Origin of the sequence: Paenarthrobacter sp. TE4293 (genome assembly GCF_050435325.1) — a bacterium.
Lineage (GTDB): Bacteria > Actinomycetota > Actinomycetes > Actinomycetales > Micrococcaceae > Arthrobacter > Arthrobacter nitroguajacolicus_C.
This window is the reverse complement of sequence record NZ_JBNJRY010000003.1, coordinates 507668-529863: the sequence shown is the minus strand read 5'-3', so window position 1 is coordinate 529863 and position 22196 is coordinate 507668. Positions and strand designations below refer to the sequence as shown.

Here is a 22196-nt window from a genome sequence, read left to right as displayed (position 1 = left end):
TACCCTGCGGCTACTTTGCCTTGTCATAGGATTCGACGACGGCGACACTCACCGGGAACTCGACCGGAATGCGTCCGAACATGAGTTCCTTGGCCGCGGCGGCGGCTTCCTCGATGGCCCTGATGCAGGCTTCCACGGCGTTATCGGGTGCGTGGACCATCACTTCGTCGTGCAGGAAGAAGACGAGTTCCCCGGAGGGTGAGCCTTCGGTACGCAGGGCCCGCAACCGCCGTCGTAATTCAGCGAGCCAGCATGCCGCCCACTCAGCCGCTGAGCCCTGCACCACAAAGTTGCGGGTGAAGCGGCCCCGGGAGCGGGCCAGATTGTCCGCGCGACGCTGTTCCTCGGCCGTGGTGGATTGCTGGCTTCGCAGCCAGCCTGCCGACGGCGGTGGACTGCTTCGACCGAGCCGTGTTGTCACCGTTCTGCCGGCTTCGCCCTCACGGGCAGCCTGCTCCACGAACCCAACGGCACGCGGATAGGTGCGTGTCAGCTGGGGCATGAGCCTGCCCGATTCACCGGTGGTGGCACCGTAGATAGCACCCAGCAGTGCGATCTTGGCCTTCGCCCGGTCACCGCCGAAACCCTGTGCGGCGATGCCGGCGTAGAGGTCCTTGTCGCGGGCGGCTTCGGCCATTTTCGTGTCCTGGGCCAGTGCAACCAAGACGCGGGGTTCCAGTTGCGAAGCATCGGCGACGATGAGTTTGTGGCCGGGGTTGGCGTGGACCGCGCCGCGGATATTGCGTGGGATCTGTAAGGCTCCGCCGCCCCGCGAGGCCCAGCGGCCGGACACCACGCCGCCCACGACGTATTCGGGGTGGAACCGTCCATCCCGCACCCACGCATCCAGCCATGCCCAGCCGTTGGCCGTGTGGAGGCGGGACAGTTTCTTGTAGGCAAGCAGCGGTTGGATGGCCGGGTGCTTCGATTCCTGGAGTTCCCATTGGCGCGTGCTCTTCACCTCGATCCCGTTCCGGTGCAGGGCGCGCATGAGGTCCTGCGGCGAATCCGGATTCAGGGTGGGGGAGTTGAGGATGTGCCGGAGCTCTGCGCAGAGCGCTTCAAGGGCAGGAGGCCGGTGTCCCATGGGCGGCCGGGGCCCCAGAACATCGGCGAGGATCTGTTGATGCAGCTCTTCCCGCCACGGGACACCGGCGTGTTGCATCTCAACAGCGATGATGGCGCAGGCCGATTCGGCGGCGAGCAGAAGTTGGAGGCGTTGCTTTCGCTGCTCGTCCGTGGTGACCTGGGCGACCGCATGCTGTTGGGCTGCAAATTCCTCCCTGAGTTCGGCCAGCCCTGCTTTGGGGTTGGACGGCGACAGGTCCTCGAACAGTGCGCCTTGGTCCGCAGGAGGCGGCGGGGGCTGGAGGGCGCGTGGCGGGGCGGAGTCATCATCCTGGGTGAGCTTGACCGCGTGCCGTGCGTAGTCCGTGTGTGCCGTGAACTCCGAGTGCGCCAGGATTGCCCCGCACAGCGCCAGGTCGTGGCATCGCTCCAGCTCGACGCCGTGCGCCAGCAGTTCCGGATACCAGTCCGTGGCGCGATGCCACACCCAGCGCGGCCGCTGGGCTTCGAATTCACGCACGACGCCGGGCAGCTCACCGCGGGTGACGACGCGCGGGTCAGCGGTGGCTTTTCCTGTGGGGGAGATCCTTTGTATGGCTGCGCCTTCCGGGTGGGCGGCGAGCAGCAAATACATGGTCTCCATTCTGCCCTGTGCGTGGGGGTTGCGGTGCCGGTGCCACTGCTCCTCCACAGGGCCAGGAAGCTCAGATTGTCCACATAGGGTGATCAGCCCCTTATCGTGGTCCTCCGAGTCCACCATGGTGGGTTCCATGAGCAAGCGCGATCACCGGCACAGGCAGCCCAGTAGGACAACGGAAACGGACATGGACAGATCGTGGGTCCCTCAAGACACCGCCGGGATACTCCTTGTGTCCGCGGACCCCTACCTCCAGGAAGAGGCCAAGCGGATTGTCGCAGCTGCTGGCGGGAGTCTTTCGACGGCCGTGGATGTGACCGATTCCGTGCACGGTTGGGACAGTGCTGACGTTGTCCTCGTGGGCAGCGACGTCCGTGAGTTGCCGCCTCGGGGACGGCCTCCGACGGTGTTGCTGGGCAGGGCTTCAGACGGCGACGGGCTGTGGAAGCTGGCCGCAGCCCTCGGCGCGGAAAGGGTGGCCGTCCTTCCTGAAGCTGCCGGCTGGCTGGCCGAACACCTCAGCATGTCCGGTTCCCCCGATCCCGGGGGCATGGTGATGGGGGTGATCGGTGGTTGTGGCGGAGCCGGTGCCACGACCACCGCGATCTGGCTGGCCCAGGCTGCTGCCGATCATGGCGTCAGCACCATGCTCATCGACGGCGACCCATGGGGCGGCGGCCTTGAACTGGCCGTCACGGCTGAGGACATCCCCGGACTCAAATGGCCCGACTTTGCCGAAACCAGGGGGAGCCTCGACCCCGGGCAATTCCGGGATTCCTTACCCTTTGCCGGTGGTTTTGCCTACCTGTCGTGGCCGGGAACACGGGAACCGATCCACAGTCCGGATGCAGGGGCAGTGGCAGCTGTCATGGACGCCGCACGCCGGAGCTTCGAACTCATCCTGGTGGACATAGGGCGCAGCGGGGAGGGAGTGCGGAATCTCGCCTGGGACTGCGACAGGATGGTGCTGCTCGTCACGGCCCACCTGAAATCGGCTGTAGCAGCGGGGCGGATCCTCAGCGAACTACCGCCCATGGACGCCGGGCTCGTGGTCCGTGGCAGCAGTGCCTCCTTGGTGGACGCTGGACTGATTGCCGACTCTCTGGGACTGCCACTGCTGGGCGTCCTCCCTGAGGTAAGGGGAGTGGATGCCGGTACGGATATGGGACGCGTCCTTGACTACGGCCGGCGCAAGCCGGTGAACCGCTTTGCCATGTCGGTGCTGGAACTGAACGGCGCCGTCCAGTGAACCCGTTCGAGGGAACGCGGCGAAGGCAGGGCCGGAAAGTGGATTCCCTCCTCCTGGAGACCGTGCGGGATTCTGTGCTCGCCGGCAATGGGCCAGTCACACCCTCCACGGTCGCAGCAGCAGTTCAGGCAAGTGGCAGGCTACTGGGCACCGCAGGATCCCTGGAAGCCGCCGAGTCCATCAACGCAGAGCTGAACGGGCTGGGACCCCTGCAGCATTTGGCCCAGGATCCGGCCGTCACGGACATCTTCGTCAACGGCCCGGACTCTGTTTGGTTGGACCGGGGGCACGGGTTGGAACGGTCATCGGTTCACTTCGACACGGAGCAACACATCAAGGCCCTGGCATCCAGGCTGGTTTCTGCCGGTGGCCGCCGATTGGATGATGGGTCGCCCTGCGTGGACGTGCGGCTCACCGGGGGCTATCGGGTGCATGCGGTTCTCCCGCCGATATCCACCACAGGAACTCTGCTGTCCATCCGGATCCGGCGGGAGAATGTGTTCACCCTGGCGGAGTTGCGGGAAGGTGGCATGTTTTCCAGCCACGTCGAGGCGGTCCTGCGGGCGATCATGAGCCGGAGGCTGAGTTTCCTGATCAGCGGCGCCACGGGCTCGGGAAAGACCACTTTGCTTTCCACGATGCTCGGTTTAAGCCACCCGGCTGAGAGGTTGGTTTTGATCGAGGATGCAGCCGAGCTCAACCCAGTCCACCCCCACGTGGTCACCCTGGAGTCCCGGCACGGAAACCTTGAGGGCGGAGGTGCACTGGATCTTGGCGAACTGGTCCGCCAGGCTCTGCGGATGCGGCCGGACCGACTGATCGTCGGGGAATGCCGCGGCGCTGAAGTCCGTGAACTGCTGACGGCACTGAACACCGGACACACAGGCGGCGGAGGGACCATCCACGCCAACACGGCAGAGGCGGTGCCCGCACGGCTGGTGGCCCTCGGTGCGCTCGCAGGTCTGAACGCTGAAGCTGTGCGGTTGCAGGTCGCCAGTGCCCTGGACGTCGTCATTCATGTGGACCGGACCCAGGCCGGGCGGAGAGTCGCTTCCATCGGTGCTCTGTCGGATGGTCCCGAAGGCCAGAAAGTCGTCTCCGCGCTCCGCTGGCATCCGACGGGAATGACACCCGGGCCCGCTTGGCCATCCCTCGCGGCCCGGCTTTCCCCCGACGTGCCGGCAGGCGCCGACTGGCCCCCATCAGGTGGGTTTCCGGGGCCCGGGACATGACCGCCCCGTTCGTCATCGTGGCGGCGCTCGCGGCCTGGATGCACTTCAGGGGTCACCGCGTTGACAGCCAGCGGGTTCGGAAGAGTCTTGCAGCTCCTGTGCGCGGCACGCCCGCTCTCCAAGCCCGCGCTGGTTGGTGGTCCGGCCGCCCATGGCGGAGGCAGCGGCCACAGCCGTTGTCGTTGGTGGTGCTGGTCCAACAGCTCGCCGCGCTTCTTCGTGGTGGCCGGGGAACATCCCGGTTATGGGAAGAACTCTGGACAGTCCATGGCGCGCGGCTCACAAGGCAGGGCGAATCGTCTCCGGCGACCATGGAACCGGGTGCCGCTGCACTCACCGATGAATCACTGGTGGTCTTGGCCGCGGCGCGGGCAGCGTCCGCGTTTGGAAATTCGTCTGCCGAGGCAATTCGCGCCACTGCTGCAAAGACATTTCCACGGCGCGGAAGTCCCGAACGTCGTGTGTGGATGGAACTTGCGGCCTGCCTGGAGGTGGCAGAAACCAGCGGCTGTCCGCTCGCTGACCTCCTCACCCGCTTTGCCGCCCAGCTGGAAGCCGAAGAAGACGCAGAAGCCGCCCGGCAGACGGCGCTCGCCGGGCCAAAGGCCACCGTCAAGCTGTTGTCCTGGCTCCCGGTCTTCGGCCTGGTGCTGGGGATGGCCTTGGGAGTGGACCCGTTGGGAATTCTCCTGGACAACATTCTGGGCGTTGCGACCTTCGCGGCCGGCCTCCTCCTCACGGTGGCTGGCCGCGTCTGGTCCTCACGACTCGTGGCGGCGGCGGCCGGAGCAGCATGATGCCGGGTGCTTCGGTAATGCTGATGATCCTCGCCATGGGGTTGGCTGCCTCCGCCTGGTTCGCCGGACCAACGCGGGCGAGGACGCATTTGCTGGTCAAGGACCCCAACGCCAAGACCTCGGCGGGTTCTCCCGGCCGGGGCCGTTTCGGCGTCCCGGCTCACAAAGACGCAGCCGATCCCAGCGGTCCGGCTGACGGGCTCCGCGACACCGCGATGATGCTGGAACTGGTGGGATCAATGCTCGATGCCGGAGCTGGAATTGGGCGGGCACTGGAACTCATTTCCGGGTGTGCCGCGCCTCCCATCCGGCAATCGCTGAGGCCCGTTGTTGCTGCTCTTGCCATCGGCGCCGATTGGGAGACCGCTTGGAAGACACCGGCCAAGCATGTCCCTGAAGTGCTCCGTCTCAAGGATGCCCTGGCATTCGCGGCCTTGACCGGTGCACCGTCGGCCTCGATCCTCTATGCCCAAGCGGCCAGGGACCGACGGGAACAGTTCCGGGCCGCGGAGAAGAGAGCTGCTGCCTTGGGCGTGAAACTCGTGGTCCCGTTGGGCCTTTGCTCCCTGCCGGCGTTCATTTGCCTGGGGATCGTTCCAGTCCTGATCGCCATGCTTCCCGCCGGGTGAGCTGCAAACCATCATGCTCACTTTCCCTCCACATGCGGCCGTTCGTGAGGGGTTTTCCACTTGGAGGAATCTCTGTCTTACGGGCCGCCTCAAGCCACGGAAGAGTCGAATCAGTCGGCACACCCGCTGGCTTTACTTGAAAGGAATCCTCCGTGAAAACACTACTTGGCACCCGTCCTGCTCGCCGAGCGACCACTGACATTCGTACTGCCTCCAACCCGGCTCGCGGGTGGTGGGGACGCCCGGCCGCTGGGGAACTTCGAATGAAGCCGCTGGGAATCGAACAGTTTGAGCTCGATGAGTTCAGGGATTCGGGCCTGGCGGGGCTGGGCTTGCGGGGCACTGGAGCGGATGTGCACATCGCCACGTCCCATAGTGCGGTGGCAAGGCAGGAGCCGCGGACCGGCAGGAAGCAGCGGCCCTTGCAGGTGCGGCGGCCGGGGCGGGGCCGGCGGAGGAGCCCTGAGCGACTCCGGACACGGAGAGCCCTTCTCGGCTCGGAGGTCGGCATGGCCACGGCTGAGTACGCCATAGCCACCCTTGCTGCTGTGGGTCTCGCCGGCCTGCTGGTAGTCATCCTTCGCAGCGAGGAAGTCCGAGGTTTCCTGCTCAACCTGATCCGCACGGCCCTGTCCCTGCCATGACGCACGTGCCTCCTGCCGGCGGGCGTTCAACCCCGGAACAGCGGGGAGCGCTGAAGGAAACGGGTGCCGTAACTGCGGAGTTCGCCGTAGCTTTGCCGGCCGTGGTGCTGCTCCTGGCATTCCTGCTGGCAGGCGGCGCTGCAGGGATGACCCAACTGCGCTTGGAGGAAGCGGCCCGGGGTGGAGCGAGGGCAGCGGCGCGAGGCGAGACAGGCGGCGCTGTGGAGGGGACTGTCAGGCGGCTTGCCGGGGAGGGCACCAGTTCGTCCCTCAGCAACGACGGCGAATGGCTCACCGTGACAGCCTCATCGCCAGTTGGGGGAGCTCTGGGATCGCTCATCCCTTGGACTCTGACAGCATCGGCATCCGCTCGTTCAGAATCGGCCCATGCCGGGTCAGGTGTTCCGTGATGCACGTTGTGGGCCATTCCCACCACGAGCGCGGGGCAGGGACCGTCCTGGCGTTGACGTTGAGTGCAGTGGTGATGGCATTGCTTGTTTGCTTGCTGCTCCTTGCGCAGGCGGCGGTGCTGGCGTCGCAGGCTGCGTCTGCAGCTGACCTGGCAGCGCTCGCTGCTGCAGATGCTGCCAGGGGACTCACATCAGGGGACCCTTGTACCGTGGCCTCCGACGTAGCAGTGCATCACGGGGCGACGGTCACCTCCTGCACAGTGACCGAAGGAGCGGTGGTGGAGGTTGCTACGGGAATGGTGCACCCCTTCGACTGGGGAGTCGCCACGGGGCGGGCCCGGGCGGGGCCACCGCCATAGGTGGCCAGCATAAGTGACCAGCACAGGTGACCAGCACAGATGGCGAAGGGCGTGACGAGGGTAGGCCGTGTACTGCCTAGATCGCGTCCTTCAACAACACACCCAGAAGCGTGATGGCGGCTGCCTTGTCCAACGGATTGTTCTTGTTTCCGCATTTGGGGGACTGGACGCAGGACGGGCAGCCGGCTTCGCACTCGCAGGCTTGAATGGCTTCCTTGGTTGCCGTCAACCAGATTTTGGCCTTTTCGAAGCCCCGCTCAGCGAACCCGGCACCGCCGGGGTGTCCGTCGTACACGAAGATCGTGGGCACACCAGTGTCGGCGTGGAGGGCAGTGGACACACCCCCGATATCCCAGCGGTCACTTGAGGCAACCAAGGGAAGAAGCCCAATGGCAGCATGTTCGGCCGCATGTAGGGCCCCGGGGAACTCCGCTTCGACCAACCCTGCGCCATGAAGCGAACGGTTATCCACCACAAACCAGACGGCCTTGGTGAAGAGATCCCGGGCTCCCAACTCCAACGGTTCCTCGCCGAGGATCTCGTTGGAAATCAAGGCCTTGCGTTGGAAGGAGACAACTTGGGTGGTCACTTTGACGTCGCCGAAGTGCACCGTGATGTCGCCCCATTGGACGGAACGGGATGTTTCAAGGACTTCGATCTGGGTTACGTCCCGTGCCGTGGTGTAGAAGTCGGGGTTTACCCGGCGCACCATCACACAGTGGTCGGCTTCGTTGAGGTCCTCCACCAGGTAGCTCTCGCCTTGATGGACGTAGATGGCACCCGTGTGTGCCTGGTAATGGGTTTGCGGCGAGTCCATGGTCCCCAGGAGGGACCCGGTTTCAGCGTCAACGATGCTGACAGGTCCGCCGCCGTCGGCCCGGAGGTTCACCATGCCTGCGGCACTCTCAGGGTGGGTCCAGAACCATCCGGCGGGCCGTTTGCGAAGGTACCCCTGAACCACCAAACGGTCCAGAAGCCCCTCGGCAGTCGGTCCAAAGAGGTCGAGCTCGGCCGGTCCGATCGGCAATTCCGCTGCCGCTGCACACAGGTGGGGGCCAAGGACGTAGGGGTTGCCGGGATCGAAGACGGTGGCCTCGACCGAGACGTCAAAGATGGCCTCGGGATGGTTCACCAGATACGTGTCCAAAGGGTCGTCGCTGGCCACAAAAGCGGCAATGGCGTCCTGCCCTGCCCGCCCGGCCCGTCCAATTTGTTGGAACAGGGAAGCACGGGTGCCCGGCCATCCGGCCACCAACACAGCATCGAGCCCCGAAATGTCGATGCCCAGTTCCAAAGCAGACGTACTGGAAACCCCCAGCAGTTGACCGGATCTCAACGCTTGTTCCAACGCGCGCCGTTCTTCGGGCAAATACCCGGATCTGTAGGCCGCAACCCGCCCGGGCAGACTGGGATCCACCTCGTCCAGGAGCCTCTTGGTGATGGAAGCAATGGACTCGGCACCGCGCCGGGACTTAATGAACGCGATGGTCCGCACGCGCGAGGAGACGAGGTTGGCCAGGATGTCGGCCGTTTCGGCTACCGCGGTCCGCCGCTGTTTGGCCCCATTCTCGCCCTTGACGTCCGTGAGTGCGGGCTCCCAAAAGGCAACCGTAGTGGAGCCGTGCGGAGAACAGTCCTCGGATACTTCCCTCACTGGCGCGCCGATGAGTCGTCCGAAGGACACCCCGGGATCAGAGGCCGTGGCAGATGCAGCAATGAAAATCGGCTCGGGGAAGGTGTTTCCTGCACCGTAGTAGGCGCAGATCCGCCGGAGCCGCCGCATCAGGTTGGCTACATGCGAGCCGAACACACCACGGTAGCTGTGGGCTTCGTCCACAATCACGTAGCGCAGCCGCCGGAAAAACTTAGCCCACCAGGTGTGATTGGGCAGGATTCCGAAGTGCAGCATGTCCGGGTTGGCCAGGATGAAGTTCGCGTGATCCCGGATCCAACGGCGCGACGCAACGTCGGTGTCGCCATCGTATGTCTCCGCCCGCACTGTAGGCAGCTTCAGGGAGCGGATCGCCGCGAGCTGGTCCGCCGCCAGAGCCTTGGTGGGGGACAGATACAAGGTGACCGCACCGTCGTCGTGGATCTTTCCGGGATCGGACAGTACCCGCAACTCGGAACGGTGTATCGCATCCAGGGCCGGCAACTGGTAGGCCAGCGACTTTCCGGATGCAGTTCCAGTGGCGATGACAACGTGCTGGCCGGAGTGGGCGAGGTCGGCGGCCTGGATCTGGTGCCGGTACGGTTCCTGGATCCCCAGGTTTTCATAGGCGGACACGACATCGGGGTGGACCCATTCCGGCCAAGGCTCGTTGACGGCCTTCCTTGCGGGAATGGTATGGACATGGCGCAGCTGCTCCGGGTCCGCCGTCCGGCCCAGCAGGGAGATCAATGAATGAGGTGCAGCCACCGAATCATTCTGTCACTGTGCAGGCATGCCGACGGCGGCACCACCCGGGGCGCCGCCGTCGGGCCAGGCCCAGTCGGCTCTCGGGCTCGGCCCAGTCGGCTCTCGGGCTTGGACCCGGCGGGCCCTGCTAGGCCCCGGAAAGGTCCGATCCCTCGGCACCGCTGACGGACATCATGAGGACGTGGCACACCACGTCCCATCCAAGGTGCGAGTAAAGCTTCTGGCCGTCCAACGATGCCAGGAGCAGCCCGTTCTCAACGTGGTGGGAGAAGGCTTGTGCCGCGAGGGCCTTCATGATGAAGCTTCCCAAGCCACGGCGTTGGAAGTCCGGTTCGGTAACGATCTTGTCGAAGACGGCGGTGCCGTCCACCACGAAGACCCGGCCGCTGGCAGCAACCTGCTCGCCGGAATGGACCACCGCGTGGTGGACGCCGTTGGATTCCGAGGTGGCGAGTTCAAGGTCGTCGTCAGGGAGCCACGGATCCTCGGAATCCTGGGTCTCCATGTCCACGATCATCATGGTTTGGGAAGCGGACGTCACGGTCAGCCCGTGCTGTTCAGCGAGGTATTTATACCGTTGGACGTCGTTGGTGAGGACGGTCAGGATCCGGGTGGGGGCTTCTGCGGTCTTGCCCGCCAGTGCGGTGAACTCTTCGTCCGACGGATCGTGGGCGAAGTACTCCCAGTCACCGGTCTTGTCGGTGCGAAGCGCGGCGGGAAAGCGGCCCTCTTGGCGTGACTCGTAGCCGCGGCAGCCGGACCAGCCGGCCACCCAGACTTCCAAAAGGTGCGCAATGTCTTCAACCAAGGCGTCTGGACTCATGTAGAGAGAGTATGCCAGCACTCCATGAAGCAACAGAGTCAGGTCCGCCCGTGGATCGTTGCTTATGCAATTGTGACTTCCTGACCTGCACGGACACCCTGCACGGACACCCGGCACGGACACCCGGCACGGACGCTGCACGGACGCCCGACGGCCCTCCTGCACGTGCCTCCGCGGTCGCTGCGGGCGGGCGATTTTACTGCACCAAGTACCCTTTAATAGTGGCTTTAAACAGAATCGTGCTCTTCTATGGCTTTACTCCGATCGCCGACCCCGACGCCGTGCGTCTGTGGCAGCGTGCCCTCTGCGAAAAACTGGGGCTCACCGGCCGGATCATCATTTCCAAGGACGGCATCAACGCCACGGTGGGCGGCGAGCTGAACAACATGAAGCAGTACGTGAAGACCACCCGTGAATACAAGGGCTTCCACGGGATCGATTTCAAGTGGTCGGAGGGAAGCGCCGCCGATTTCCCGCGCCTCAGCGTCAAGGTCCGCGACGAGATTGTGTCCTTCGGTGCGCCCGGTGAACTCAAGGTCGACGACAACGGTGTGGTCGGCGGAGGCAAGCACCTCCAGCCGGAGGAACTCCACGCGTTGGTGGACGCCAAGAAGTCCCACGGCGAAGACGTCGTCTTCTTCGATGGCCGGAATGCGTTCGAGGCGCAGATCGGCAAGTTCAAGGATGCGATTGTTCCCGACGTGGACACCACCCATGACTTCATCAAGGAACTCGATTCGGGAAAATACGACGACCTGAAGGACAAGCCGGTGGTCACCTACTGCACCGGTGGAATCCGCTGTGAGGTCCTGTCCAGCCTGATGGTCAACAGGGGCTTCAAAGAGGTATACCAGTTGGACGGCGGGATTGTCCGGTACGGGGAAACCTTCAAGGACCAGGGGCTCTGGGAGGGTTCCCTCTATGTCTTCGACAAGCGCATGCACGTCGAGTTCAGCGACGACGCCAAGACCATCGGTGAGTGCGTCCGTTGCGCAGCTCCCACCAACAAGTTCGAGAACTGCTCCAACCCCAGCTGCCGCACTTTGACCCTTTACTGCGCGGAATGTGCTTCGAGCCCGGAAACACTGCGGTGCCCCGGCGGCTGCGAGGCCGCGTAGGCGCCCTTAGAGCTTGCTCACCCGATAGGCGAAGTTGGCATCGGACCTGGACCCCACGGTGATGGACAGTATGGCATCCTTCTCCAGCTGAACCACGCTCACCCGGGCATTGGCGCAGCCCAGGGTCAGGTCCACAAGTGCGACGTCATTCAACGTGACGGCGAATGTCACGCGCCGTGTGCCGCGGCATGCCAGCGTCACCGCGTACGTTCCGCCGGGCAATTGCACCGTCTGCTCGGACTTGGATTCACCGGGGTTGAGGTAGCCGCTGCTTGAGTAGAACGACTGCCCTTGCGATTCGGGCAGCGCAGCCTTCGCCCACTCTTCAAGGGCTTCGCCGGTGACGGTTTCCTCCAGCGCCGGATCGGGCGGAAGAGCGACGCTTCCCGCAGTGGAGGTGGCGCTGGCCTCCGGCCTGCCGCCGTCCTCATAGGTATACTCGCAGCCAGCCACGCTGCCGCTCAGGACAACAAGAAGCACGACGGCGGCCCTCGCCAACCGCTGTGACCTCACCGAGCAAGCTGCCTTGCTGCCCATGGACTGACTTTACGCCCGTGGAGCCACTGTCTGAAGGCCTGTCTGCGGAAGGTTCCGGGGTGCTCTAACTGGCCGCGGGAACGAGATGGTAGGCGTAGATGAGCGGAGCGTCGACGCTGCTCGTCGAGATGCTCACTGCCCCATTTCCGGGGACCTTGATCTTCACCACATCGAGGCTGCCATTGCAGGCTGCTGCCGCGTCAGCGATCTTGTTTCCGCCTGAAGAGACGGCGAAATAAGCCTTGCCGCCGCCGTCGCAGGCCATGGTGAGCGTGTAGGTTCCGGCCTCGACTCCTGGTGATTCCTTCACCAGGGGATCCCGGTTAAGGATCTTGCCTGAGTCCTCCAGCACCGCCCCGTTCGCTGCCGGAAGGACCTTGTCCCTCCATGCGGGAACGTCGGCGTCTGCGATGTTGACTGGTGCCTGGCATGCGCTGGCTCCCAGCAGGGCGCCGGCAGTAATGGCAACAAGGCCCGCGCGGCGCCTTGTGGAGGAGAAGTTGAGCATGATTCCACGCTACCGGGTTCCGGTGGGGTCGTTCGTCCACATAGCCCAACTGGAGGACCGCCCGTCCCGGCCTTCCGCCCCTACACTTGCAAGGTGACTGACGCAGCTTTCCTTTTTACCACCGGCGCCACGGACGATGCTCCCCGGAGCGATCAACCTGAACTCCTCCGGGTGCTCGCCGGGGACCTTCGTGCCATCTCATACACGGTGGACGGCGTGGCTGCCCTGGTGGGGGAGTCCGCCTCCGCGGCGCTCAGCAGGGACCAGCTGGTTCCTGCGCTCCTGGCCACCGAGCGGCTGAAGGATTCCCATGATCCGGCAGCCCGGGCCTTGGCTGTCGTTGTCCGGCTCTGGCTGCTCGCCGTTCCACAGTCCGTGGCTGACGTGGACTCAGCCCTCCCCGGAATACGCACCCAAGGGCTCGTGGAACTGGGTTTGGCTGCAGTGGACTCGGGCACGGTCCGGGTCACCGTGGACCTGCGCCCCTACGGCTGGGACGCCAACGCTGACGGAAGCGGTGGTGCCGACCTCTGGGTCGCCAGTGACCTCGCAGCCCACCAGCAGCCCGGTGTCCTGCGGCATGACCACGTCCTGGGCATCGGACGTGCATCCACAACACTGGTCCAGACGACCTTCAGGCAGCACACCAAACGCGCTTTGGACCTGGGGACCGGATGCGGGATCCAAACGTTCCACCTCCTGCACCACTGCGAGCATGTCACCGCCACGGACATCTCCGAACGTGCCCTGGCGTTCACCCGTTTCAACTTGCTGCTCAACGCAGCAGAGCTGGACCTGGACCCCTACGACCTGGACAGCCGGGTCAGCCTTCGTTTGGGGTCGCTCCTGGAACCTGTAGCCGGCGAACATTTTGGCCTGGTGGTCTCCAACCCACCCTTCGTGATCACTCCCCGGACCGGCGGAGAGTCTGCTTCGGACCAATTCACGTACCGTGACGGCGGACTTCCCGGCGACGGGATCGTGGCCTCCTTGGTGCAGTCCCTGGCGGGCGTCCTCGAACCTGGGGGCACCGCGCAGATGCTGGGCAACTGGGAGGTCACTGCCGGGTCTGACTGGAAGGACCGCCCCATGGCCTGGCTGGAGGATTCAGGACTGGATGTCTGGTTCATTCAGCGGGAGCAGGTGGGCCCGGAGCAGTACGCGGAGACCTGGCTGCAGGACGCGTCGCAAAACCGTGATCGGGAGCAGTACAAGGACGCATACGCCGCCTACCTTGATGACTTCGCCTCAAGGAATGTTGATGGGGTGGGGTTCGGCATGATCTGGCTGCGCCGCCCCGAATCCGGGCATCAGCCCATCATCAGGCGTTTCGAGGAGATCACCTACCCCATCGAGCAACCCATTGGTCCCCACCTGGGTGCTGCCGTGGAACGGGCTGATTGGGTGGCCGCCACCCCGATGCCTGATGCGCATCTGGTCGTGGCGGAGGACGTTACCGAGGAACGGCACCAGCGCCCCGGCGCCGCCCATCCCGGGGTCATTCTCCTGAGGCAGGGCGCGGGCTTGCGAAGGACCAACCTGCTCAGCACCGAGCTTGCCGGGTTTGCTTCGGCGTGCGACGGACAGTTGTCGGTGCGGCAGATCATCTCGGCACTGATATCGCTTTTGGGAGGTGCCGGGGACTTTGACGAGGATGCTTTCAAGGATGGCCTGTACCGTGAGGTCACCAACCTCGTGCTGGAGGGCTTTTTGCTTCCTGACCCTTCCCGGGCAGAAGCATGAGCAGCAGCGGCGCGACGCCGCCGGGGAGGAGCTCCGGTGGTCCCGCAAGTGACCCTGACTACACTGATCAAGTGATTGCGAACAACGAGACATCCCAGACGTCAGGCGACGTTCCGCGGCGGAAGCGGGCGGAGAAGACGGTTGAGATCACCGATCCCAAGGCCATCCGCGCCTTGGCGCACGCTGCCCGCATCGAGGTCATCTCCGAGCTTTATGCCACCCAGGTAAGCCACACAGCCACCGAACTTGCTGCCAGGACGGGCCTCACTCCCAGCGCCATGAGCTACCACCTCCGCGCCCTCCAAAAATGGGGAATCGTGGCGCCGGCGGAGAACGCCGGCGACGCACGCGAAAGGCGCTGGAAGGCGGCCGGGACGGACTTCACCATTTCGGGAGGCAGCGTCGCCAGCCCCGAGATCGCCGTGGTTGACCTTGAACTCGATGCTTTCCGCCGACGTGCTTCTGCTTTCGCCAAAGCGCGGGGCGAACGCCGGCAGCGGGGTGAAGGTGGGGATGAACCGGTATCGGTGGTCCTCTCCAGCAACCTGCTCTACCTCACCAACCCGCAGCGCAAGGAATTAGCGGACCGAATCCGCGAGGTGGTGCGGGAGTACGAACTCGAGGATCCCACACGGATTCCGGAAGGTGCAGAACGTGTGGCAACCTTGTGGTCAATGATCCCGGATGACCGCGTGGCACCCGGGCAATAACCCTCCGGACGGGTCACCGACTGACCGCCCTGGTTTCCATACCAAAACGCAGGATTCTGCAAACTATGGTGAACTAGGCCAAGATGGGCACCAGCCCAATGACACATTTTTTCTGTAGGAGCACCGTGCCCAGCAAGGCAAAAACCGGCAAGAAACTCGTGATCGTCGAGTCTCCCGCCAAGAGTAAGACCATCGCCAAGTACCTTGGCGAAGGCTTCATCGTCGAGGCTTCGATCGGCCACATCCGGGACCTCCCGCAGCCGTCCGATCTCCCTGCAGAACTGAAGAAGACCTCGCTGGGCAAGTTCGCCGTCGACATCGAAAACGACTTCAAGCCGTACTACGTCGTCTCCCCGGACAAGAAGAAAAAGGTTGCCGAACTCAAGGCCCAGCTGAAAGACGCTGATGCCCTTTACCTCGCAACCGATGGGGACCGCGAAGGCGAAGCCATCGCGTGGCACCTCCTGGAGGTCCTGAAACCCAAGGTTCCCGTTTACCGCATGACCTTTGGCGAAATCACCAAGGAAGCCATCCACCGCGCCATGGACAACCTGCGCGACGTGGACACTGCACTGGTGGATGCCCAGGAAACCCGACGCATCCTCGACCGCCTGTACGGCTACGAGATCTCGCCTGTCCTGTGGCGCAAGGTGGCCCGCGGACTTTCCGCCGGCCGAGTGCAGTCCGTGGTGACCCGCATGGTGGTGGACCGCGAACGTGAACGCATGGCCTTCCGGGCAGCGTCCTACTGGGATCTCACGGGCCAGTTCGGTGCCGACTCGGGTTCCTTCAAAGCCAAGCTTGCCGCCGTGGACGGTTCCAAGGTTGCCAGTGGCCGCGACTTCAACGACAACGGCCAGCTCACCTCGTCCAACGTGGTGCATCTCAACGAGGAACTCGCCACCTCCCTGGCCGCCGGCCTGGAGAAGGCGGACTTCCGCGTCCGCTCGGTCGATACCAAGCCATACACCCGCCGTCCCGCCGCGCCGTTCACCACGTCCACGCTGCAGCAGGAAGCCGGCCGCAAGCTGCGGTTCTCCTCCAAGAGCACCATGCAGGTAGCCCAGCGCCTGTATGAAAACGGCTACATCACGTATATGCGTACCGACTCGTCGGCGTTGAGCGATGAAGCCCTCACAGCATCCCGCCGCCAGGCCGCTGAACTCTATGGGCCCGAGTACGTGCCCCAGAGCCCCCGCGTGTACGCCAACAAGGCCGCCAACGCCCAGGAAGCCCACGAAGCCATCCGTCCGGCGGGTGACTCTTTCCGCACGCCGGCCCAGGTTGCCAAGCAACTGAGCGGCGATGAGTTCCGGCTCTACGAGCTCATTTGGAAGCGCACCGTCGCCTCGCAGATGGCCGACGCCAAGGGCTCCACTGCCACCATCCGCCTCGGTGCAGTGGCCGCTGACGGACGCGACGCCGAATTCTCGGCGTCCGGTACCGTCATCACCTTCCCCGGTTTCCTGGCAGCTTACGAAGAGGGCAAGGATGAAAGCCGCGGAGACGAGGATTCCGACGAAGCCCGGCGCCTGCCCAATGTTGCCAAGGGCGATTCACTCACGGCATCGGACATCCTGGCCGTCGGCCACGAAACGTCGCCGCCGCCGCGCTATACGGAAGCCTCCCTCACGGCTGAACTGGAAAAACGGGGCATCGGCCGCCCGTCCACCTACGCATCCACGATTTCCACCATCCAGGATCGTGGCTACGTCAGGAAGCAGGGTTCTGCCCTGGTTCCGAGCTGGATCGCGTTCTCCGTGATCCGCCTGCTGGAGCAGCACTTCACTGACTACGTGGACTACGAGTTCACGGCAGACATGGAAGGCGACCTGGACAAGATCGCCAACGGCCAGGCGGCGGGCGCTGCGTGGCTCAAGCACTTCTACTATGGTGAAGACGCCGATCCCGGCCTGCTGAGCATCGTGAACAACCTTGGCGAAATCGATGCCCGTGAGATCAACTCGGTGCCCATCGCAGAAGGCATCACCCTGCGCGTTGGTAAGTTCGGGCCCTACCTGGAAAGCTCGATCCCCACGGTGGATGAGAAAACCGGTGAAGTGGTTGAGTCCTCCCGGGCCAACGTGCCCGAGGAACTCGCTCCGGATGAGCTCACTGCCGCCAAGGCGATAGAGCTGATGGAGACTGCTGCCCCGGAGGAACGCGTCCTGGGAACGGATCCGCACACCGGGCACACCGTGGTCGCCAAGAACGGCCGCTACGGAGCCTACGTCACCGAGATCATCCCGGAAATGACCGAGGAGCAGCTGGCCAACCAGCCCGTTGAGTACTACAAGAACGGCAAGCCCAAGCCGCCGAAGAAGCCCGTCAAGGCCAAACCGCGCACGGGTTCGCTGTTCAAGTCGATGACCGTGGACAGCGTGACCCTGGACGAGGCACTGCAGCTGATGAGCCTGCCCCGGGTCCTCGGTGAGGACGCCGAAGGCAACCCCATCACGGTGCAGAACGGCCGCTTTGGCCCGTACCTGAAGAAGGGCACGGATTCCCGCTCCATCGGTTCGGAAGAGGAAATCTTCACGATTACGCTGGAACAGGCACTGGAGATCTATTCACAGCCCAAGCAGCGTGGCGCCCGCGCGGCCGTACCGCCGCTGGCGGAGTTCGGCCCGGATCCTGTCTCGGAGAAGAACATCGTGGTGAAGGAAGGCCGCTTCGGCCCCTACATCACGGACGGCGTCACCAACATCACCGTCCCGCGGTCAACCTCCCTGGAGGAACTGACCCGGGAACGTGCCGTCGAACTTTTGGCCGAGAAGCGGGCCAAGGGCCCGGTCAAGCGGACCACCACCCGCAAGGCGCCGGCCAAGAAAGCTGCAGCCAGGAAGTAGGTGCGGTGATGGCCGGGACAGCAGTCGCGAATTGCGTCCCGGCCGGCATCGTGGTCGAGTAGAAGCATGACTGAACAGACCGGTTCACCGGACAACGAACCCTTGAACGACCTTGAGGCCAAGCTCGCCACGGCCGAACAACCGGACGCCAACCCGGTGGATGTCATCCTCGCCTTCCTGAACAACGAGGTCTACCTCGTCAGCTCCGAAGCCGTGGACGGCCCGGACTCGTCGGTGGAGCCCCTGGTGCTCTCGAACGCCGACGGCCAGCCCGTCCTGGCGGTCTTCAGCCACCCGAGCCGCGTCGATGAGCGCTTCCTTGAAGCAGCCCCGCACGTCCTGGGCACCATGGGTTCAGCGATCCTCGGCAACATCGGGGATGAACTGGGTATGGTCATCAACCCGGGAAGCGAGTTCGGCTTCGAAATCGACCCAGAGGGCATCGCCAACATCCGCCGTGACTTCAAGCGTGCCGACGAAGCAGGGGAGCCCGCGGAATAGCGGCCACGGGGCTCCCTGGCCACCAACCCGTCGGCGAAACGTCGCCACCAAGTTGCTTCACGGGCTTCGAATCGGTGAATAATGGCAGAATGCGTCTTGGCGTTCTAGACATCGGTTCCAACACCGTCCATCTGCTGCTTGTGGATGCCCACCCGGGCGCGCGTCCGGTGGCTTTCGCGTCCCACAAACGTCCACTGTCGCTGGTGCAATACCTTGACGGTGACGGCAACATCAACGACGCCGGCCAGCATGAGCTCATTGAGTTCGTGCTGGAAGCCTGGGAGTTCGCGGCCAGCCACAAGGCCGAGGATCTCCTGGCGTTCTGCACCTCAGCCATCCGCGAGGCCACCAACGGCCCCGAAGTCCTGGCCCGGGTCAAGCACGAAACCACGGTGACCCTCCAGGAACTTACGGGCAGCGAAGAAGCCTCCATGACGTTCTTCGCCGTACGCCGCTGGTACGGGTGGGGCGCCGGCCCCATCCTTGACCTGGACATTGGAGGTGGCTCGTTCGAAATGGCGTATGGAACGGATGAGCTTCCTGAGTTCGCCACCTCCGTTCCCTTGGGTGCCAGCCGCCTGACGCGGGATTGGCTCCACGACGATCCACCGACAGCCAAGAGCGTCAAGGAACTGCGGCGCTACATCCGCTCCACGTTGAAGCCTGTGGTCCGTAATTTCCATGAGTTGGGGCGGGCAAACCTGGTGGCTGGTACGTCCAAGACCTTCCGGTCGTTGGCCCGCATCGCCGGTGCCGCTCCCAGCGCAGCAGGACCATACGTTAAGCGCGAACTCCACGCGGCGGACCTGGGCTTGTGGGCCCAGCGCATTTCCGCCATGACAGTGGAAGACCGCTTGTACCTTCCGGGTGTCTCCGATGCCCGTGCCCGCCAGCTGTTGGCGGGCGCACTGGTGGCCGAGGCTGCGCTGGAGCTTTTCGAATTCCCCACCATGGAAATTTGTCCCTGGGCCCTGCGGGAAGGCCTGATCCTGCGCCGGCTTGACCAGCTGGTGTTCGAAGAAGCGCTCGATCCGGCTCCCCACGTGGGCAAGCGGAAGAAGAAGGACAAGTCCAAAAAGAAAGCAGCCAAGGACGGTGGCAAGACGGTGGACACTGATGAGCCCCACCCCGGGATCAAAGAATTCCCTGTCCCTGTGAACACCCCGTCCCCTGCACCAATCCCAGCCCCCGTGGCAGGCGGGCTGGCCTCCTGAGATGAGCAACGACGTCGAACCTGAAGTGAATGACCGCCAGATTCCCGTAGCGCTGTCCAGCGCGTCCGTCTACCCCTTGAGCGTCCACGACGCCTTTGCCGTGGCACAGGACCTGGGTTACGAGGGCGTGGAGGTGATGGTCACCAACAACGCGGTGAGTCAGAACCCGGACGCCCTCATCCAGTTGAGCCACCGCTACCACCAGGAAATCGTCTCCATTCACGCGCCCACTTTGCTGCTGACGCAACAGGTGTGGGGCACGGCCTGGAACAAGATCGAAAAGTCGTGCCAGATGGCCGCGGACGTCGGCTGCGACACCGTGGTGGTCCATCCGCCGTTCCGGTGGCAGTCCAACTACGCCGAGAACTTCGTCGAAGGCGTCCGGGAGATCGCAGCGATGTACCAGGTGCACATCGCCGTGGAAAACATGTACCCGTGGCGTGTCCGCGGCCGCGAAGCGGTGGCCTACCTGCCGCACTGGGATCCGCTGGGACAGGATTACGACGACGTCACCTGGGACTTCTCGCACGCAGCCACTGCCGGGGCCAACAGTTTGGAAGCCATCAAGGCGCTGGGCAACAAGCTCCGGCACGTCCATCTGACGGACGGTTCGGGTTCCGGCAAGGACGAGCACCTGGTGCCGGGCACCGGGACGCAGCAATGCGCTGACGCCCTCCAACATTTGGCATCGACGGGTTTTGACGGCGTAGTGGTGGCGGAGATTTCCACCCGCAAGGCCAAGGTGGCGGGGGAGCGCGAGGAGATGCTGGCAGAAACCCTGCGCTTTGCCCGGCAGCACCTCATCGTCCCGTCACTGCGAAGCGTAGACACCTAAAGGACTTCACGGGTTCAGTCGCCTGGCGCGCCCTGCAAGGGTGCGTCAGGCGGCAAACTTCGTGGGTACGTGTTGCCTGCACGCCTCACCGGCCTGCACGCGCAAGGCGAAAGCCGAATTAAAAGCGAAAGCACCGGCGGCCGAATCGGGAAATGGGGGAAAACCCGCCCGGCCACCGGTGCTTGTGGCGGACATCCCCATGCCCGCCTCATCACTCGCACCCTCAATGAGGTAATAACTAAGTTACGGACCAACAATGAGTGCTGCCTGCAATAACCTTGGGAACAAGCTGGGAATCCGAATCCGTTAGACCCCGTCCGAGGCCAACTGCAATGATGGAGCCATGAGCAACCGAATCGCATTCCTTGGCTGTGGATCCATGAACGAGGCAATCCTGGGAGGCCTGCTCGCCGCAGGGGCGGACCCTTCCGACATTGTCGCTACCGTCCGCCGTGCAGAGCGGGCCGACGAACTCGCCCAGCGCCACGGTGTAATGGCCATCGCGGGCGAGGAGGAGCCGGACAACAACAAGCTGGCCACCAAGGGCTCAGACATGGTCATCCTGGGTGTCAAGCCGGTTGGCATCACGGACCTGGCCCGGGAAATCAGCCCGGCCTTGGGTAAGAACACCATTGTGGTCAGCGTTGCCGCGGCAGTCTCCATCGCGCAGTTGGAAGCGGCCCTGCCGGAAGGACAACCGGTGATCCGCACCATGCCGAACACGCCCGCACAACTGGGGCGCGGCGTCGTGTCCGTTTCACCCGGTACGCACTGCACCCCGGAGCAACTGGAGAAGACAAAGAAGGCCCTGGCCGGGGCCGGAACCGTGGTGGAGATCCCCGAGGAGCAGGTGGATGCCCTGTCCGCGATCAGCGGCTCCGGGCCGGCCTACGCCTTCTACCTGGCGGAAGCCATGGCCGCTGCCGGCGTCGAGCTCGGCCTGGACGCCGAACTGTCCGTGATGCTGGCCCGGGAAACGGTGGCAGGCGCCGGCTTCATGTTGGCCGAACCGGGAGCAGATCCCACAGCCCTGCGCGTGGCGGTTACCAGCCCCAACGGCACCACTGAGCGCGCCATAGCCGCTTTTGACGACGGCGGGATCCCCAAGATCATCGCGGACGGTGCGCGCGCGGCTGCCGCCCGGGCAGCGGAGATCACCAAGCAGCTCGGCTAGCCGGAGTTTTGTACAGCTGATGCCCTAACGGAGCGTCCAAGGGCGTCAGCTGTATGAAAACTGCATCGGTTACGGGCGCGCTGCGAAGCGTTCCAGCAGGTCCACGTGTCCGGACACGATCAACATGTCGTGGCCGGACACTTTGGTTTCCGGCCGGGCGTAGGTGAAATCCTCGCCCGGGGTTTTGACGCCGACGATCGTCACGCCGTACTTGGAGCGGACCTTGGATTCCTCGAGCGTGAAGCCCACGGTTTCCTTGGGCGGGTACATCTTGACGATCGCGTAGTCGTCGTCGAACTCAATGAAGTCCAGCATGCGCCCGGACACCAGGTGCGCCGCGCGGACGCCGGCATCGGCTTCCGGGTAGATCACGTGGTTGGCGCCGATGCGGGTGAGGATTTTGCCGTGCGAGGGCGTAATGGCCTTGACCCACAGGTGCTGGATACCCAGGTCCACCAGGTTCACGGTGATGAGCACCGAGGATTCGATGGACGTACCCACGCCCACGACGGCTGAGCTGAATTCCTGGGCGCCGAGCTGGCGCAAGGCGTCGATGTTGGTGGCGTCGGCTTCCACCACGTGGGTCAGCACGGGCGCCCATTTTTGGACCAGCGTGCGGTCGCGTTCGATGGCAAGGACTTCGCGGCCCTGCTTGACCAGTTGCTCAGCGGTGGCGGATCCGAACCGGCCGAGGCCAATGACCAGCACTGGTGCGTTGTGGGCGGGGCGGTTGGCTGCCC

21 protein-coding genes are annotated in these 22196 nt (G+C 64.2%); 15 read left to right on the top strand and 6 right to left on the bottom strand.

Annotated features, from left to right (window positions below; all coding sequences use genetic code 11):
• Positions 1–10 precede the first annotated feature (10 nt).
• Positions 11–1702, bottom strand: coding sequence for a bifunctional 3'-5' exonuclease/DNA polymerase (locus QF015_RS08720; protein ID WP_310206951.1), 1692 nt, complete (start codon positions 1700–1702; stop codon positions 11–13).
• A 190-nt stretch (positions 1703–1892) separates the two neighbouring features.
• Here QF015_RS08720 and ssd point away from each other — a divergent pair, with 190 nt between their 5' ends.
• The 7 genes from ssd to QF015_RS08685 all read left to right on the top strand — a co-directional run bounded on the left by ssd (position 1893) and on the right by QF015_RS08685 (position 7025).
• On the top strand, positions 1893–2954 hold the full coding sequence (ssd, locus tag QF015_RS08715; RefSeq protein WP_429388427.1) for a septum site-determining protein Ssd: 1062 nt from the start codon (positions 1893–1895) through the stop codon (positions 2952–2954).
• Positions 2951–4186 (top strand): TadA family conjugal transfer-associated ATPase, encoded by a 1236-nt coding sequence (locus QF015_RS08710; RefSeq protein WP_429388424.1) that lies wholly within the window; start codon positions 2951–2953, stop codon positions 4184–4186. Before ssd ends, QF015_RS08710 begins: the two co-directional genes overlap by 4 nt.
• On the top strand, positions 4183–4983 hold the full coding sequence (locus tag QF015_RS08705) for a type II secretion system F family protein (RefSeq protein ID WP_429388422.1): 801 nt from the start codon (positions 4183–4185) through the stop codon (positions 4981–4983). The genes QF015_RS08710 and QF015_RS08705 overlap by 4 nt, the downstream gene beginning before the upstream one ends.
• Positions 4980–5612: a type II secretion system F family protein gene (locus QF015_RS08700; protein WP_429388420.1), complete on the top strand. Its 633-nt coding sequence runs from the start codon at positions 4980–4982 to the stop codon at positions 5610–5612. Before QF015_RS08705 ends, QF015_RS08700 begins: the two co-directional genes overlap by 4 nt.
• A gap of 263 nt (positions 5613–5875) precedes the next feature.
• Positions 5876–6256 (top strand): DUF4244 domain-containing protein, encoded by a 381-nt coding sequence (locus tag QF015_RS08695; protein ID WP_429388418.1) that lies wholly within the window; start codon positions 5876–5878, stop codon positions 6254–6256.
• On the top strand, positions 6253–6666 hold the full coding sequence (locus QF015_RS08690) for a TadE family type IV pilus minor pilin (protein ID WP_429388416.1): 414 nt from the start codon (positions 6253–6255) through the stop codon (positions 6664–6666). Before QF015_RS08695 ends, QF015_RS08690 begins: the two co-directional genes overlap by 4 nt.
• Positions 6666–7025, top strand: a complete 360-nt coding sequence (locus QF015_RS08685) for an Rv3654c family TadE-like protein (protein ID WP_429388482.1) — start codon at positions 6666–6668, stop codon at positions 7023–7025. The genes QF015_RS08690 and QF015_RS08685 overlap by 1 nt, the downstream gene beginning before the upstream one ends.
• Before the next feature lie 76 nt (positions 7026–7101).
• Here QF015_RS08685 and QF015_RS08680 read toward each other — a convergent pair whose 3' ends face one another.
• Together QF015_RS08680 and QF015_RS08675 are read right to left on the bottom strand one after the other, a co-directional pair.
• On the bottom strand, positions 7102–9444 hold the full coding sequence (locus tag QF015_RS08680) for a DEAD/DEAH box helicase (protein ID WP_429388414.1): 2343 nt from the start codon (positions 9442–9444) through the stop codon (positions 7102–7104).
• A gap of 127 nt (positions 9445–9571) precedes the next feature.
• Positions 9572–10267, bottom strand: a complete 696-nt coding sequence (locus tag QF015_RS08675; RefSeq protein WP_310206929.1) for a GNAT family N-acetyltransferase — start codon at positions 10265–10267, stop codon at positions 9572–9574.
• Between the two features lie 221 nt (positions 10268–10488).
• On the opposite strand from QF015_RS08675, the gene QF015_RS08670 reads away from it, so the two are divergent.
• Complete coding sequence (locus tag QF015_RS08670; protein ID WP_429388412.1) at positions 10489–11385, top strand: rhodanese-related sulfurtransferase; 897 nt, start codon at positions 10489–10491, stop codon at positions 11383–11385.
• Between the two features lie 6 nt (positions 11386–11391).
• Here QF015_RS08670 and QF015_RS08665 read toward each other — a convergent pair whose 3' ends face one another.
• Positions 11392–11922 (bottom strand): hypothetical protein, encoded by a 531-nt coding sequence (locus QF015_RS08665; protein WP_310206923.1) that lies wholly within the window; start codon positions 11920–11922, stop codon positions 11392–11394.
• 64 nt (positions 11923–11986) lie between these two features.
• The gene (locus QF015_RS08660) at positions 11987–12430 is read right to left on the bottom strand and encodes a hypothetical protein (RefSeq protein ID WP_429388410.1); all 444 of its coding nucleotides are present in this window, start codon (positions 12428–12430) and stop codon (positions 11987–11989) included.
• A 93-nt stretch (positions 12431–12523) separates the two neighbouring features.
• Between QF015_RS08660 and QF015_RS08655 the strand changes: the two genes are divergently transcribed.
• The 7 genes from QF015_RS08655 to proC all read left to right on the top strand — a co-directional run bounded on the left by QF015_RS08655 (position 12524) and on the right by proC (position 21456).
• Positions 12524–14173, top strand: coding sequence for a DUF7059 domain-containing protein (locus tag QF015_RS08655; protein WP_429388407.1), 1650 nt, complete (start codon positions 12524–12526; stop codon positions 14171–14173).
• On the top strand, positions 14170–14883 hold the full coding sequence (locus QF015_RS08650) for an ArsR/SmtB family transcription factor (protein ID WP_429388404.1): 714 nt from the start codon (positions 14170–14172) through the stop codon (positions 14881–14883). The genes QF015_RS08655 and QF015_RS08650 overlap by 4 nt, the downstream gene beginning before the upstream one ends.
• Positions 14884–15008: 125 nt before the next feature.
• A complete protein-coding gene (gene topA, locus QF015_RS08645; RefSeq protein WP_310206913.1) occupies positions 15009–17732 on the top strand; it encodes a type I DNA topoisomerase in 2724 nt (907 codons plus the stop codon).
• Positions 17733–17798: 66 nt separating this feature from the next.
• Entirely contained in the window at positions 17799–18233 is a 435-nt protein-coding gene (locus QF015_RS08640) for an SseB family protein (RefSeq protein ID WP_310206910.1), read from the top strand.
• 89 nt (positions 18234–18322) lie between these two features.
• Positions 18323–19447 carry a Ppx/GppA phosphatase family protein gene (locus QF015_RS08635; protein WP_429388402.1) on the top strand — a complete coding sequence of 375 codons (1125 nt, stop codon included), beginning with the start codon at positions 18323–18325 and terminating at the stop codon, positions 19445–19447.
• Between the two features lies 1 nt (position 19448).
• Positions 19449–20282 (top strand): sugar phosphate isomerase/epimerase family protein, encoded by an 834-nt coding sequence (locus QF015_RS08630; RefSeq protein ID WP_429388399.1) that lies wholly within the window; start codon positions 19449–19451, stop codon positions 20280–20282.
• Between the two features lie 343 nt (positions 20283–20625).
• A complete protein-coding gene (proC, locus tag QF015_RS08625; protein WP_310206898.1) occupies positions 20626–21456 on the top strand; it encodes a pyrroline-5-carboxylate reductase in 831 nt (276 codons plus the stop codon).
• A gap of 69 nt (positions 21457–21525) precedes the next feature.
• On the opposite strand, the gene QF015_RS08620 is transcribed toward proC, so the two are convergent.
• Positions 21526–22164: a potassium channel family protein gene (locus tag QF015_RS08620; protein WP_011775951.1), complete on the bottom strand. Its 639-nt coding sequence runs from the start codon at positions 22162–22164 to the stop codon at positions 21526–21528.
• Between the last annotated feature and the right edge of the window lie 32 nt (positions 22165–22196).

Coding starts and splice junctions, on each gene's coding strand:
- QF015_RS08695 (WP_429388418.1), top strand. CDS start 5,876: ATGAAGCCGCTGGGAATCGAACAGTTTGAGCTCGATGAGTTCAGGGAT.
- QF015_RS08720 (WP_310206951.1), bottom strand. CDS start 1,702: ATGTATTTGCTGCTCGCCGCCCACCCGGAAGGCGCAGCCATACAAAGG.
- QF015_RS08635 (WP_429388402.1), top strand. CDS start 18,323: ATGCGTCTTGGCGTTCTAGACATCGGTTCCAACACCGTCCATCTGCTG.
- QF015_RS08675 (WP_310206929.1), bottom strand. CDS start 10,267: ATGAGTCCAGACGCCTTGGTTGAAGACATTGCGCACCTTTTGGAAGTC.
- QF015_RS08700 (WP_429388420.1), top strand. CDS start 4,980: ATGATGCCGGGTGCTTCGGTAATGCTGATGATCCTCGCCATGGGGTTG.
- QF015_RS08640 (WP_310206910.1), top strand. CDS start 17,799: ATGACTGAACAGACCGGTTCACCGGACAACGAACCCTTGAACGACCTT.
- QF015_RS08685 (WP_429388482.1), top strand. CDS start 6,666: ATGCACGTTGTGGGCCATTCCCACCACGAGCGCGGGGCAGGGACCGTC.
- QF015_RS08665 (WP_310206923.1), bottom strand. CDS start 11,922: ATGGGCAGCAAGGCAGCTTGCTCGGTGAGGTCACAGCGGTTGGCGAGG.
- proC (WP_310206898.1), top strand. CDS start 20,626: ATGAGCAACCGAATCGCATTCCTTGGCTGTGGATCCATGAACGAGGCA.
- QF015_RS08690 (WP_429388416.1), top strand. CDS start 6,253: ATGACGCACGTGCCTCCTGCCGGCGGGCGTTCAACCCCGGAACAGCGG.
- QF015_RS08660 (WP_429388410.1), bottom strand. CDS start 12,430: ATGCTCAACTTCTCCTCCACAAGGCGCCGCGCGGGCCTTGTTGCCATT.
- QF015_RS08630 (WP_429388399.1), top strand. CDS start 19,449: ATGAGCAACGACGTCGAACCTGAAGTGAATGACCGCCAGATTCCCGTA.
- ssd (WP_429388427.1), top strand. CDS start 1,893: ATGGACAGATCGTGGGTCCCTCAAGACACCGCCGGGATACTCCTTGTG.
- QF015_RS08650 (WP_429388404.1), top strand. CDS start 14,170: ATGAGCAGCAGCGGCGCGACGCCGCCGGGGAGGAGCTCCGGTGGTCCC.
- QF015_RS08705 (WP_429388422.1), top strand. CDS start 4,183: ATGACCGCCCCGTTCGTCATCGTGGCGGCGCTCGCGGCCTGGATGCAC.